This window comes from Amycolatopsis sp. lyj-112 (assembly GCF_046549055.1).
In the GTDB taxonomy this organism is placed as follows: Bacteria; Actinomycetota; Actinomycetes; order Mycobacteriales; family Pseudonocardiaceae; genus Amycolatopsis.
In genome coordinates, this window is the sequence record NZ_JAJPWS010000015.1 from 96,414 (window position 1) to 111,184 (window position 14,771).

Genomic DNA, 14,771 nt, shown 5'->3' on the forward strand with positions numbered 1-14,771 from the left:
AGAAGGCGCGCGAAGGCTTCGGGACAGCGTCCGGGAGCCGATCGTCTTGACCATGCCGTCCCGTCGACCGGACGCTGGCAGGAGTGGGTCCAGGGGTCGGTTCGTCTTAAGGGGATGGTCGGTTTGCGTTCTCCGCGAGTGTCGTCGGCGCAGAAAGCCGTTTGGCTGGCGCAGAAACTGGCGCCCGAGAGGCCGAACACCATCTCCGCCCGGTGGATCGTCGACGGGCCGGTCGAGCCGTCCATAATGGACAGCGCGCTCCGGATGGCCCTCGGTGAGGCGGGAACCGCACTGGTCAACTTCGTCGAGGACACGGACGGTCTGCGTCAGGTGCCTCGCGAACTCGGCGACTGGCGGCCTCACTTCGCCGACGTCACCGGGGAAGCCGATCCGGAAGCCGCGGCGTGGGGTCATGCTTCGAGCCTCGAACAGCGGCCCGTCGACCTCGCTCGGGACCCGCTCTTCGACGCGGCGCTGATCAAGATCGCCGAGACCCGGTTCGCGCTCGTGGTGGTCTTCCACCACATCGTGACCGACGGCTACGGGATGATCCGCCTGTTCTCGCATCGGGTCGCGGAGATCTACACGGCGTTGTCGGGCGGTGACCCGGTGCCCGAGCCGTCGGCGTCCGGCGATCCGGCTCTGCTCGCCGAAGCCGAGCGGAGCTACCAGGACTCCGCGAAATCCTTGGAGGACGCCGAATTCTGGCGTGAGTATCTCGCCGACGCCCCCGGCGCGGTCCGGCTTCCCGGCGAGCGGGGCGCGGATCGGCCGCACCACACCGTTTCCGTGGCCCGCGAGGTAGTGGACGCCTGGACCCGCCCCGGGGTTCCCCTGGCCACCCTTCTCACCGCGGGCGCCGCCGCCTTCTTCCGGCAGTTCTCCGGCCAGGCCGAGTTCACGTTCTCGATGACGTCGGCGAACCGGCCAGGCCCGCTGAAGAAGACCTACGGCCTGCGCGCCAACGTCGTGCCGATCCGGGCGGACGTCCCGGTCGCCGCCAGCCTTCTCGACGTCGCCGATTCCGTCGCCGCCGAGATGAAAGCGGTCTTCGCGCACTCCGCCTATGACGTGTCTCGCGCGACCAGCGAGCAGGGATCGATCACCGGCCGGTTCGGCCCGAACCTCAACCTGATGTTGTTCTCCCACGAACTGGACTTCGCGGGTAGCCGAGCCGCCTTCGCCGGTTCCGCGGCCGGGGCGATCGACGGCCTGATGATCCTGCTGTACTTCACCGGCCGCTCCGACAGCGACCTGTACATCGAGGTCGGCGCCGACGAGGCCTACAGCGCGGACGACGTCGAGTTCTACGCGACGAGGCTCGCGGCGTTCCTCGAAACCGCCCTGGCCGCCCCCGGGCAGCCGATAGCGTCGGTGGACCTGCTGGCGGAAACCGAAAAGACGTGGTTCCGCGAGGTCAACGACACCGCCGTCACGACACCGGACCTGACCGTGCCGGGATTGTTCGAGCGACAGGTCACCGCGACCCCGGACGGCGTGGCGGTGGTGTGCGGCGACGTCAGGTGGACCTACGCCGAGGTGAACGCGCGTGCGGACGCCGTGGCCCGCGCCCTCGCCGGTCGCGGGGTGGAGCGAGGTTCCTTGGTGGGGCTGGCTTTGTCGCGTACGGCGGACCTCGTTCCCGGCTTGCTGGGTGTGCTGAAGTCCGGCGCGGGATACGTGCCGATCGACCCGAAGTACCCGAGTGAACGGCTGGGCCTGATCCTGTCCGACGCCCGGCCCCAGGTGATCCTCACCGACGTAGCGGCGCAGGAAATCTTGCCGGGCGAAGACATCCCGCACGTCCTCGTCGAAGAGATCGACTTCGCCGCCGGTGACGCCTGCGTTTGCCCGGCGTCGTCGGCAGACCTCGCGTACGTCATGTACACGTCGGGCTCCACGGGACGGCCGAAAGGCGTGGCCATCACTCACGCGGGCGTCGTCAACGGCGTCACGCGGCTCGCGCCCGCCCTCGGGATCGGCCCGGAGACGACGACCCTGGCGGCCACGTCGGTCAACTTCGACGTGTCGGTCTTCGAGATCGTCACGACGCTCGCGCACGGTGGGAGTGTCGAGGTCGTGCCGGACGTCCTGGCGATCGGCGAACGCGGAGGCTGGGCAGGCGGTGTCGTCAGCACGGTGCCGTCGGTCTTCGCCGAACTGGTGGACCAGGTGCCCGGCCAGATCGACATCGAGACGGTCGTCTTCGCCGGTGAGGCGCTGACGGCGGAACTGACGGCCAAGGTGCGCGAGGCGCTCCCCGGCGTGCGGATCGTGAACGCCTACGGTCAGACGGAATCCTTCTACGCCACTCTTTTCGAGGTCGAGTTCGCGGTCGAGTTCGAGGTCGCGGAGGCCACCGGCGTCGTGCCGATCGGGACACCGCTGGGCAACATGCGGACCTACGTCCTCGGTCCGGGCCTGAAGCCGGTACCGCCGGGCGTGGTGGGGGAGTTGTACGTCGCGGGCGAGGTCGCGCGCGGCTATCACGGACGCCCGGGGCCGACGGGCGAACGGTTCGTCGCCGACCCGTTCGGCCCGCCCGGTCACCGGATGTACCGCACCGGCGACCTCGCCCGCTGGTCCGGCGGCGCACTCGAATACGCCGGCCGGGCGGACGACCAGGTCAAGGTGCGCGGCTTCCGCGTCGAGCCTGCCGAGGTCGAAGCGGCGCTCACGGCCCACCCCGGCGTCTCCCGTGCCGCGGTCCTCGTCCGGGAGAAGCGGCTCATCGGGTACGTCGTGCCCACCGGTTCCGGGATCACCGGCACCGAAGCCGACCTGACCGCCGGGGTCTCCGCCGGCGAACTGCGGGCGTTCGCAGCGGCCCGGCTCCCGGACTTCATGGTCCCGTCGAACCTCGTGATCCTCGACCGGTTCCCGCTGACCCCCAACGGAAAGCTCGACCGGGCGGCGCTGCCCGACCCCGAGGCCGCCGTCGGCGAGTACCGGGCACCGCGATCGCCCGCCGAGGACGTTCTCGCCCGGGTCTACGCCGAAGTCCTCGGAGTGGACCGGGTCGGGATCGACGACGACTTCTTCACCGCGGGCGGCGACAGCATCCGCTCGATCCAGGTGGTCACCCGGGCGCGGGCGCTGGGTGTCGAGGTGAGCCCCCGGCAGGTCTTCGAATGCCGCACGGTCGCCGGACTGGCCGGGGTCGCCCGCCGCGACTCGGGTGTACCGGCCCTCGAAGAACTCGACGGCGGTGGTGTCGGCTGGATGCCGCTGCCCCCGATCGCCCGGTATCTCGGCGAACTCGGCGGCGGGCATGACCGGTTCTCGATGGCGATGCTGGTCGGCCTGCCCGAGGAGATCGACGCGGACGGCCTCACCCGGACCATCGCCGCCGTGCTCGACCGGCACGACCTGCTCCGGTCCGCGCTCGTGGCCGACGGCCTGGTGGCCGGGCCGCCCGGATCGCTTGACGCCGCGACACTGATCCACCGGGTTGAAGACGGCGCAGACGGCGCAGTCGACGCGGCGCTGGACGCGGCCGCCGGCCTGCTCGATCCCACGGCCGGGGTGATGGCGCGGTTCGTCTGGTTCGACCCGCCGTCCGGCGAGGGACGGCTGCTGATCGTGCTGCACCACCTCGTCGTCGACGGGGTTTCCTGGCGGATCCTGCTGCCCGACTTCGCCGCGGCTTGGGAGCGGGCCGCCGAGCTTCCCGCGGTGGGGACCTCGGCACGCCGGTGGGCGCATGCCCTGGTGGAGGAGGCGGCCGAGCCCGAGCGAGTCGCCGAACTTACGCAGTGGAAGTCCATAGTGGAGGGACCGGACCCCGCACTGGGGGCACGTCCGTTCGATCCCGCACGCGATCTGGCCTCCACCGTGGACACCGTCGAGATGCAGTTGCCCGTGGCGGTGACGGAAGCCCTGCTCACCGCTCTCCCGGCGGCGTTCCGGGCCGGAGTCGACGACGGCCTGCTCGCCGCGCTCGCGCTCGCCCTCGCCAAGTGGCGCGAGAAGCGCGGGGTGGACGAGACGTCGGCGGTGATCCGGCTGGAAGGCCATGGCAGGGAACAGGAGATCGTGCCCGGCGCGGACCTCTCCCGCACGGTCGGCTGGTTCACCAGCATGTACCCGGCGCGGCTCGATCTCGCCGGAATCGACCTCGACAACGCCTTCGAGGGCGGGCGCGCGGCGGGTGACGCCGTCAAGACGATCAAAGAACAGCTTCGCGCTCTGCCGGACAAGGGCATCGGCTATGGCCTGCTGCGCTACCTGAACCCCGAGACCGCGCCAGTGCTGGCCCGGCATCAGGCGGGCCAGATCGGGTTCAACTACCTCGGCCGGTTCCGTGCGCCGTCCGGTGAGCCGTGGACGCAGGCGAGCGGTCTCACCGACCTGGTCGCGGCGCCGGACCCCGGCAGGCCCGCACTGTCCACTGTGGAGGTCAATGCCCTGGTCGACGACGGGGACGACGGCGCGCGGCTCACCGCACACTTCGGTTTCCCCGCCGGACTGCTCACCCGCGACGAGGTCCAGGAACTCGCCGACCTCTGGTGCCTCGCCCTGACCGGGCTGGCCGGGCACGTCGCCGGGCAGGGAGCGGGCGGCCTCACACCGTCGGACCTGCCGCTCGTTTCGGCGACGCAAAAGGAACTCGAAAAGTGGGAGCGCGCGTACCCGGGTCTCGTCGACGTGTGGCCGTCGACCCCCTTGCAGTCCGGCCTCCTGTTCCACTCTCTGCTCGCCGACAGCGCTTACGACGCCTACCTGATGCAGCTCGCGTTCCACGTCTCCGGGCCGGTCGACCCCGCCCGGATGCGCGCCGCCGGACAGGCGATCCTCGACCGCTACGCAGGATTGCGGACCGCGTTCGTGCCGGGTGGCGCAGACCTGGTCCAGCTGGTGCTCGATCGCGTCGAGCTGCCCTGGCGGGAGGTCGACCTCCGGCACCTCGACGACACCGGGGAGGCGCTGGAAAGACTTCTCGACGACGACCACGCCACCCCGTTCGATCTCGCGGAACCGCCCATGGTGCGGATGACCTTGGTACGGCTGGAAGACGAGCGGTCCGAGCTGGTGCTCACCGCGCATCACGCCCTGTTCGACGGCTGGTCGCTCCCGTTGCTGATGGAGGATCTGCTGCGGCTCTACGGCTCCGGTGGCGACGCCTCGGCGCTGCCCGACGTCCGCGGCTTCCGCGACTTCCTGGCCTGGCGGACACGGCAGGATCATGCCGAAGCCACCCGCGCCTGGGCCTCGGAACTCGCCGGTGTCGACGAACCGACTTTGCTGGCGCCGGCCGGGGTGTCCGGAAAGGACGGTGTTTCCGGAAAGCGTGGCATCGGTCAGGTCGCCGTGCTCCTGTCCGAGAACGGACCGGTCGAACTGACCCGGCGCGCCGCCGATCTCGGTGTCACGGTGAACACGCTGATCCAAGGCGCCTGGTCGGTCCTTTTGGGACAGTTGACCGGGCGGCGCGACGTCCTTTTCGGAGCGACCGTGTCGGGCCGTCCTTCGGCGCTGCCAGGGGTGGGCTCGATCGTCGGGTTGTTCATCAACACCGTGCCGGTGCGGGTCGAAACCTCGCCGCACGAGACGTTCGCGAGCCTGCTGACCGGGTTGCAACACCGTCAGGCCGGGCTGCTCGATCACCATCACCACGGGCTGAGCGAGATCCAGCAGGCGACCGGGCTGCCGACACTGTTCGACACCCTGGTCGTCTTCGAGTCCTACCCGATCGACCGCGCCGGTCTCTCGGACGCGACCACGACGGCGGGGATCGCCTTCACCGGGGTGCGCCCGCGCTCCGGCACCCACTACCCGCTGACCGTGCTCGCCGCCGCCGACCCGCATCCGCGGCTTTCCCTGCAGTACCAGCGAAACCTCTTCACCGAGGAAGCCGCCGCGGAGATCGCCGCCCGGCTCGCGCGGGTGCTGAAGGTGCTGCTGAGCGAACCCTACGCCCAGCTGGCCACCATCGACGTCCTCGCGCCGGAAGAGCGCGAACGGCTGCTCCGCGACACCGCCGTGCCTACCCCGGAAACCACGATCCACGGCCTGTTCGCCCGGCAGGCCGCGGCGACTCCCGACGCGCTCGCGGTGGTCTGCGACGGGGTGAGCTGGACTTATGCGGAACTGGACGCGCGCGCGAATCGCCTGGCGCGACGGCTGGCCCGGCGCGGGGCGAAGCCGGAATCGGTGGTCGGTGTGGCGGTGGAACGGTCGGCCGATCTGGTCGCCGGGTTGCTCGGGGTGCTGAAATCCGGTGCCGCCTATCTGCCGATCGACCCGCGCTATCCGAGCGCCCGGCTGACGCATGTCCTGTCCGACGCCCGGCCGGAACTGATCGTCACGACGCCGGGCGCCGCGACGGTCCTGCCCGACGACGGGACACCGTTGCTGTACCTGGACGAAGCCGGTCCGGAGCGCGAACCGGCCGAAGCGCGGCCGGAAAACCTGGCTTACGTGCTGTACACGTCGGGATCGACGGGTGTCCCCAAGGGCGTCGCCATCACCCACGACTGCGTCGTCAACGGCGTGCTGCGGCTGGCGCCCGTGGTGGGCATGGCGCCAGGGGTCCGGCTGTTCGCCGGGACGTCGATCAACTTCGACGTCTCGGTGTTCGAGATCTTCACCGCGCTGTGCCACGGCGGGACGGTCGAGATCGCCCGCGACGTCCTCGCGCTCGGCGAACGCGAAAGCTGGGACGGGGGCGTGATTTCCACCGTGCCGTCCGTCTTCGCCGAGATCGTGGACGAACTCGAAGGAAAGACCACAGTGGACACCGTGGTGTTCGCGGGGGAGGCGCTGCCGTCGTCCCTGGGCCGCCGGGTGCGCACCGCCTTCCCCGGAATCCGGGTGGTCAACGCCTATGGTCAGACGGAATCGTTCTACGCCAGTACTTTCTTGGCTGACGACGGGGGCGACGACGTCTCCGTGCCGATCGGCGCACCGCTGGGAAACATGCGAACCTACGTCCTCGGCCCGGGGCTGGGGCCGGTTCCGAAAGGCGTCGTCGGCGAGTTGTACGTCGCCGGTCTCGTCGGCCGTGGCTATCACGGCCGCTTCGGGCAGACGTCGGAACGGTTCGTCGCGGATCCCTTCGGCGCACCCGGGTCGCGGATGTACCGGACCGGCGACCTCGCCCGCTGGTCCGGCGGCAGGCTGGAGTACGCGGGCCGGAGCGATTCCCAGCTCAAGGTCCGGGGTTTCCGCGTCGAGCCCGGCGAGGTCGAGGCCGCGCTGACCGCGTACCCGGGTGTCGAGCAGGCCGCGGTCGTCGCCACCGACGGCAAGCGGCTCGCCGGGTACGTCGTGCCCGCGGATGTCGACGTGACCGGGCTGCGTGACTTCGCCGCCGGACGGCTGCCGGAGTTCATGGTCCCGTCCGCGCTCGTCGCACTCGATCGTCTTCCCCTGTCGCCCAACGGGAAACTGGACCGGAAGGCGCTGCCCGACCCGGAGTTCGCCGCCGGTGAGTACCGCGCGCCCAGGACCACCGAAGAGGCCGTGCTCACCGAACTGTTCGCCGACGTGCTGGGACTGGAGCGCGCCGGGGTCGACGACGACTTCTTCGACCTCGGTGGGCATTCGCTGCTGGCCACCCGGCTCGTCGGCAAGGCGCGCACCGTGCTCGGCGTCGAACTGAAGGTGCGGGACCTGTTCGACGCACCGACGGTCGCGACGCTCGCACGACGGCTGTCCGGCGCGGACGCCGCGAGCAGGCCGCTGGGCCGTCATCCGCGACCCGCCGTCATCCCGCTTTCCTCGGCGCAGCTGAGGCTCTGGTACCTGCAGCAACTCGACGGGATCGGGCACGCCTACAACATGGTCTGGAGTTTCCGCCTGACCGGACGTCTCGACCGCACGGCGTTGCGGGCCGCGCTGGCCGATGTCGCCGACCGCCACGAAGTCCTGCGCACCGTGTTCCCGCACGACGGCGGGGTGCCGAGCCAAGTGGTCCTTCCCGCCGCCGCACCGGAACTCGACGTCGTGCCGACAACGGAAGCCGAACTGCCGGCGCGGATGTCCGACGCGTCGGCCTACGAATTCTTCCTCAGCTGCGAGACGCCGCTGCGCGTGTCGTTGTTCGAACTCGGCCCGGAAACCCATGTGCTGTACGGGGTCTACCACCACATCGCCGGGGACGGCTGGTCGCAGGCGCCGTTCTTCCGGGACCTTTCCGAGGCGTACGCGGCCAGGATCGAGGGAACACCACCGGCGTGGTCACCGCTGCCGGTGCAGTATGTGGATTACACGCTGTGGCAGCGCGCCCGGCTCGGCGCGGAAGGCGATCCCGGCAGCCTGTTCGGCAGGCAACTCGCGTACTGGCGGTCCGCGCTGGCGGATCTGCCGTCCGAGATCGCCCTGCCCACCGACCGGCCGCGTCCCGAGATCGCGTCCTATCGAGGCGAACTGGCGACCTTCGACTGGCCCGCCGAGGTCCACCGCGCGCTCACCGGCCTTGCCCGTGAAACCGGCACGACGGTGTTCATGGTGCTGCAGGCCGGGCTCGCCGCGCTGCTCACCGGAATGGGCGCGGGCACCGACATCCCGATCGGCACCCCCCTCGCCGGCCGCACCGACGAGGCGCTTTCGGAGCTGGTCGGGTGCTTCCTGAACACCTTGGTGCTGCGCACGGACACCTCCGGAGAGCCGTCCTTCCGGGACCTGCTCAGGCAGGTGCGCGAGACCGTTCTCGCCGCGTACGACCATCAGGACGTGCCGTTCGAGCGGCTGGTCGACGTCCTCAAACCCGAGCGTTCCCAGTCCCGCCACCCCTTGTTCCAGGTGATGCTGACCGTGCAGAACACCGAACGGCCGGTGTTCTCGCCGCCCGGGCTCGCCGTCCGGCCGGAACCGGTGGCCTGGAACACCGCCAAACTCGACCTGTCCCTCGAATTCATCGAGGAGCGCGACAAGACCTTGACCGGCAGGGTCAACTTCAGCACCGACGTCTTCGACGGCGGCACGGTCCTGCGGTTGATGGATCGCCTGCGGCACGCGCTCATGGCCTGGGCGGCGGACCCGGAGAGCCGGATCGGCGACATCGATCTGACCACAAAGGACGAACGTGCTCGGTTCATGAGCCCGATTCCCACTGGGAAGGGGCGGGACGTCACGTTGCCCGAGCTGTTCGAAGCACAGGTTGCGGTGGTGCCGGACAACATCGCTGTGGTCTGCGACGAGGTTTCCCTGACCTACCGGGAACTCGACGTCCGCGCGAACCGGCTCGCCCGGCTGCTGATCGAACGCGGTGTCCGGGCGGAGAGCCGGGTCGGGCTGCTGCTCCCGCGTTCGGCCGACCTCGTCGTCGCCGTGCTCGCGGTGCTCAAGGCGGGCGGGGCGTACGTCCCGATCGACCCGGACTATCCCGCCGAACGCGTCGCTTATGTGCTCGCGGACGCGCGACCCGACGTCGTGGTTTCGGCCGCTGAACTCGCGGATGGAGCGTTGTCCGCGTACTCCGGCGCACCGCTTCCGGAACGTCGTGCCACGCCGGACAACCCCGCGTACGCCATCTACACCTCGGGCTCGACCGGACAACCGAAGGGCGTCCTGGTGACGCACCGGAACGTGGTGCGGCTCTTCGACACCACCGCGTCGTCGTTCGGGTTCGGCGACGACGACGTCTGGACGTTGTTCCATTCCTACGCCTTCGACTTCTCGGTCTGGGAACTGTGGGGACCGTTGCTGCACGGCGGAAAGCTCGTCGTCGTACCCCGCGAGGTCACGCGATCCCCGGAGGAGTTCGTGCGTCTGGTACGCGGACAGCGGGTGACCGTGCTGAACCAGACGCCGTCGGCGTTCTCCCAGTTCATCGCCGCGGACCGGGCGACACCGGGCGAGAATTCTTTGCGCTACGTCGTTTTCGGGGGAGAAGCACTGCAGTTCGCGCAGCTGGCGGACTGGTACGACACGCATCCGGCGGGGCCGACTCTCGTCAACATGTACGGCATCACCGAAACCACCGTGCACGTCACACACCAGGAACTCGGCCGCGAACTGTGCGCGTCGGAGGCCGGAAGCCTCGTCGGGACAGCACTTCCGGATCTGCGCGTGTACGTCTTGGACGAAAGGCTGCGGCCGGTTCCGCAGGGTGTCCGCGGCGAAATGTACGTCGCCGGTGCGGGTCTGGCGCGCGGGTATCTCGGTCGCCCGGGGTTGACGGCGAGCCGATTCGTGGCCGATCCCTTCGCGCCAGGGCTGATGTACCGCAGTGGCGACGTCGCACGGTGGCGCGCCGACGGGACACTGGAGTACCACGGCCGTGCGGACGATCAGGTCAAGATCCGCGGCTTCCGGATCGAGCCCGGCGAGATCGAGGCCGCGGCCGTGCGTCATCCGGCCGTCGGGCAGGTCGCGGTGGTGGTCCGGGAGGACGAGCCAGGTGCGCGGCGCCTTGTCGGGTACGTCGTTCCCGAGGGGGACGAGCCGCCGGCGGATCTCCGCGAGTTCGTCGCGAAGGCGGTGCCGTCACATATGGTTCCCGCCGCGTTCGTCGTCCTGGACCGGCTTCCCTTGACGGTGAACGGGAAACTCGACCGTAAGGCCTTGCCTGCGCCTGACTTCGAGAAGGCCGTGCCGGGCAGATCGCCGAGGAACGACACCGAGCGGATCCTGTCCGATGTGTTCGCCGAGGTCCTCGGGGTACGGCGGGTCGGGATCGACGACAGCTTCTTCGACCTCGGCGGCGACAGCATCGTCTCCGTGCGCTTGGTGAGCGAGGCCAGGGCGGCCGGGCTGGAGATCACCCCGCGCGACGTCCTGACCGAACAGACCGTCCTCGGACTGGCCGCGGTGGCCCGGCCTCTGTCTTCGGGCTATGACACGGGTGCGGCAGACCTCGTCGGGGAGACCGGCCTGACCCCGATCGTCGCGAGGCTGGCCGAACTCGGCGGGCCGATCGAGGAGTATCACCTCGCGATGATCGTCCGCACTCCTGCCGGGCTTCGCCGGACCGACCTGGTCACCGCGCTCGACGTCCTCCTCGAACGACATGGCGCGCTTCGCGCGAAACTCAAGCGGGACAGCGGTTTGACCCTCGAAGTCACCAAACCGGACTTCGGGGACGCCGACGCGATCCTGCGCCGGGCCACCGGATCCACAGTGGACGCCGAGGCGATCGCTGCTCAGCAGCGTCTCGACCCGGAGGCGGGGAAAATGCTGCAAGCGGTGTGGCTCGACGCGGGCGAGGAGCCGGGCAGGCTGCTGCTGGTCGCGCATCACCTGGTGATCGACGCGATGTCCTGGCGAGTGCTGCTGGAAGAACTCGGCACCGTCTGCGATGCGGTGCGAGCGGGTGTGGAACCGGAACTCCCGCCGTCCGCGACGTCTTTCTGGGCCTGGTCACGCGAACTGGCGGAACAGTCGACGAGCCCGGAACGGGTCGCGGAGCTTCCTTTGTGGACGGAGATCCTCCGGCGGCCGAACCCGCGGATCGAACGCCGTCCGCTCGATCCCGCCCGGGACACGGTGTCCTCGTTGCGCACCTTCGGTCTTTCCCTTCCCTCGGAACAGACGCGTTCGCTCCTCACCACCGTCCCGGCGGCTTTCTCGTGCGGGGCCCACGACGCGCTCTACACCGCGCTCGCTCTGGCCTTCGCCCGCTGGCGGAACACGTCCGGCGTACTGGTCGACCTCCAAGGACACGGCCGGGACCCGATTTCCGCGGGCGCCGACACTTCGCGCACTGTCGGCTGGCTGGTCAACGTCTTCCCCGCGTGGTTCGCCACCGGTGATGTCGGCTGGGACGACGTCCTCACTGCCGGGCCTGACCTGGGCCGGGCCGTGCGACGAGTGCGGGACCAGCTGCGGGCGCTTCCGGACAGCGGGCTCGGCTACGGGATGTTGCGCTACCTCAACCCGGACACGGCGCCGGGGCTCGCGGCACTGACCCCGCCGCGGCTGAAGTTCAACTACCTCGGGCGGTTCACCGCGGCCGACGACCGGCGGAACTGGCTGCCCACCGCCGATTCGCCGACGATCATGGGCGGGGGCAGCGAGCCGGACATGCGGGTTTCGCATGTGCTGGAGTCCAGCCTGTGGATCGTCGACCAGCCGGAAGGGCCCGAACTGGTGTCCTATTGGGGCTGGGTGGCGGGGCTGCTGGGAGAGAACGAGGTCCGTTCGCTGGCCGGGCTCTGGCGCACCGCGCTGGAGGCGATCATCGACAGCGCCGAGGCGGCTTGAATCCGTCACCGGATGGGGTGGCATGATGCACGCTCGCACGTCGACGCGGAAGGCGAGGGTTTGAGCGCGCGCACCTCCCAGGTGGACGACCTCCGGCTGGTGGCACAACCGAATGCCGTGTTGTGCTCCGAGCTCTTCGTCCGCCTCATCTTGTCGGATTGGTCCTTGCGGCCGTTACTCGATCAGGCGAAGACCGCCGCCGCCAGACTGGTGGGCGCGCTCGTCGACGCCGCTGATCCGAAGGAACCGCCGTTCCTGACGCTGAGATTGCGGCTCCAGGCGGACGTGCTGGTCATCGAGGTCGATCACGGCCTCGCCGGCCTCGCGGCGCCGACGCCCGCACCAGGCGAACGGACCGGGGTGGTGCCGTGCGAGACCGACGGGGTGACCATCTGGTGCGAGCTGCCGCTGCCCGGCGGCCTGTCCGCCGGACAGGTGCAGCTGCCGCGCCGGGGAGACCGCCGGACCCTGGTGGACGAGCCCGTCTCGGGTGATCCCGTCGGCGCCGATCCCGAGGTCCTCGAACGGCTCCTGTCCCGGCTGAGCGGCTGGTCCGGCTGAGCCCTTCACGCGCTTTTACCGAGGGCGTGAGCGTGATCACCCGTTCGTGCGCATGACGAATCCCGCGAGCGGGCTGTCCTTACTGTGTACGGCGCCCGATCCGAGCGCCATGGACGGAGGAGGTCTCGATGTCGTTGGGCGACAAGATCAGCAACAAGGCCGAGGAACTCGGCGGTAAGGCCAAGGAGACGGCCGGCGACGCCACCGGCAACGAAGAGTTGCGCGCGGAGGGCCAGACGGACCAGGCGAAGGCCGGTCTCAAGGGCGCCGTCGAGAACGTGAAGGACGCCGTCGGCGACGCGGCGGACAAGGTCCGCGACGTCTTCAAGAAGTAGCGGGTCCTTCCGGTCCGGGGCGGCGGTTCTCCGCGGCCCCGGACCGTTTTCGATCGCGCAGGACGATCGGCAGGCCAACGAGCCGTGTGCCCTGGATACCGCCGAGGAACGACTGCCGGAGTTCGGCGTGGGGTACGGCGAGCCGCGCCTGGGGGAAGTCGGTGCGCAGGACCGCCGCCGCCGCCCGCAGTTCGAGCTGCGCGAGCTGGGCGCCGACGCAGAAGTGCGCGCCCGCCCCGAAAGCCAGGTCCGGGCCGGGTCTCCGGGCGGGATCGGTGTTGATGCCCTGGATGTCGACGAGCACGGGTGACCGGGCGGGGAGCCGGGTCCCGGCGAGGTCGATCTCGGTGGTGGTGAACCGCCAGAGGGTGAACGGGGCGGGCGGGTGCTCCCGCAGCGTTTCGCGGACGAGTTCGTCCTCGGGTGTCTCGTCCCCGTTGAGAAGCCTCGCGAACAGGAAACCGAGTGACGCGTCGGTGGTCAGCTGCCCGGCGAAGATCAGCCCGAACAGGTGGTACCGCAGGTCGTTTTCGGTCGTCCCGGGCGGGACCCGGTCGCGGAGTTCCGCCGCGAGCCCGTTCCGGTCCGGTGTCAGGCCCGCGGCCGCCAGCTCGGCGATCGCGGCGATGGCCTTGCCCTGGGCGCCCGGTTCGGGGCTGGACATTCGGCGGCACGCGTCGACGGCGTCGTCGAGCAGGTCGAGCGGGATTCCCAGCAGGTCGAGCAGCACGGTGAGCGGGAAGCGGGTGGAGAATCCGTCCATCAGGTCGACGGGGCCGCTGCCGAGGTCCGTCAGCAGCTCACGGGCGATTTCGTGGATCCGGCCGGACTGCGCCTGAATGCGTTTGGCGCTGAGCAGCGGGGCGTGCGCGCGCCGCAGCAGCGTGTGGTCCGGTCCGTCCAGCGTGGTGAGGGATGGCTGCTCGGCGGCCGTCTGCTCGAGCCCGGCCAGCAGCGGGATCCAGTCCGCCGGGGCGAGCGCGGGGTCTTTGGCGATGCGCGGGTCGGAGAGGACCTCTCGGGCCAGGCCCTCCTCGGTCACGATCCACGCCTTTCCGCCCGCCGGGGCGGGCACTTCGACGAGGGGACCGGCGGCGCGCAACGCGGCACGGGCGGGGTCGGGCTCGGTGATACCGCGGGTCGTCGCGGCGAACGGGTCGGGGAGCAACGCAACTCCTTCATGAGAAAGTAGCTTCACAATGAAGGTATATTCGTGGCCGGTAGGTTGTCAAAGCACCTGGAACGAGGAGGAGAACCGTCGATGGAGGATGAGGTCGCGGCGCGGACCGCGTCGATGCTGGACGGTCTCCGCGGTTTCGGGGCGAACTACACCGAGTTCACCCGCCGTTTCGCGGACTGGCTCGGCCTGCACTCCACCGACGCCGCCGCCCTGGTCGAGATCCTCTACGCCGAAGACACCGGCTCGCCGCTGTCCCCGGCCCGTCTCGGTGAGCGCGTCTCACTGACCTCCGGCGCGACCACGAACCTGCTGAACCGGCTGGAAGGTCTCGGTTACGTGGTGCGGACCCGGGAGAGCACCGACCGGCGGGTGGTCACCCTGCGCAGCGGCCCCGACATCCAGGGGCCCGCGCGCGAGTTCTTCGGCCCGTTCAGTGCCGGGCTCGCGGGGCTGGTGGCGGAATACCCGGCGGAGGAGATCGAGCGGTTCGAGTCCTTCCTGCGGAACCTGCGATCCACAATGGACGGACTGCTCGCCGAGTAGCACCC

General features: G+C 70.0%; 5 protein-coding genes. 4 read left to right on the plus strand and 1 reads right to left on the minus strand.

From position 1 onward, the window contains the following. Nucleotides 1–123: 123 nt before the first annotated feature. The 3 genes from ACLJRL_RS34515 (at nucleotide 124) to ACLJRL_RS34525 (ending at nucleotide 13,043) form a co-directional block, all read left to right on the plus strand. Nucleotides 124–12,147 carry an amino acid adenylation domain-containing protein gene (locus ACLJRL_RS34515; protein ID WP_410660554.1) on the plus strand — a complete coding sequence of 4,008 codons (12,024 nt, stop codon included), beginning with the start codon at nucleotides 124–126 and terminating at the stop codon, nucleotides 12,145–12,147. Nucleotides 12,148–12,207: 60 nt separating this feature from the next. Further along, a complete protein-coding gene (locus tag ACLJRL_RS34520) occupies nucleotides 12,208–12,708 on the plus strand; it encodes an ATP-binding protein (RefSeq protein WP_410660555.1) in 501 nt (166 codons plus the stop codon). Nucleotides 12,709–12,836: 128 nt separating this feature from the next. Continuing rightward, nucleotides 12,837–13,043, plus strand: a complete 207-nt coding sequence (locus ACLJRL_RS34525) for a CsbD family protein (RefSeq protein ID WP_410660556.1) — start codon at nucleotides 12,837–12,839, stop codon at nucleotides 13,041–13,043. Here ACLJRL_RS34525 and ACLJRL_RS34530 read toward each other — a convergent pair. Next, nucleotides 13,033–14,211, minus strand: coding sequence for a cytochrome P450 (locus tag ACLJRL_RS34530; protein ID WP_410660557.1), 1,179 nt, complete (start codon nucleotides 14,209–14,211; stop codon nucleotides 13,033–13,035). The two genes, ACLJRL_RS34525 and ACLJRL_RS34530, sit on opposite strands and share 11 nt — an antisense overlap. A gap of 93 nt (nucleotides 14,212–14,304) precedes the next feature. Here ACLJRL_RS34530 and ACLJRL_RS34535 point away from each other — a divergent pair, with 93 nt between their 5' ends. Continuing rightward, the gene (locus ACLJRL_RS34535) at nucleotides 14,305–14,766 is read left to right on the plus strand and encodes a MarR family winged helix-turn-helix transcriptional regulator (RefSeq protein WP_410660558.1); all 462 of its coding nucleotides are present in this window, start codon (nucleotides 14,305–14,307) and stop codon (nucleotides 14,764–14,766) included. Nucleotides 14,767–14,771: the final 5 nt, after the last annotated feature.

What these genes read in the sequence shown, in the direction of transcription:
- ACLJRL_RS34525 (WP_410660556.1), top strand. Translation starts at nt 12,837, where the DNA reads ATGTCGTTGGGCGACAAGATCAGCAACAAGGCCGAGGAACTCGGCGGT.
- ACLJRL_RS34535 (WP_410660558.1), top strand. Translation starts at nt 14,305, where the DNA reads ATGGAGGATGAGGTCGCGGCGCGGACCGCGTCGATGCTGGACGGTCTC.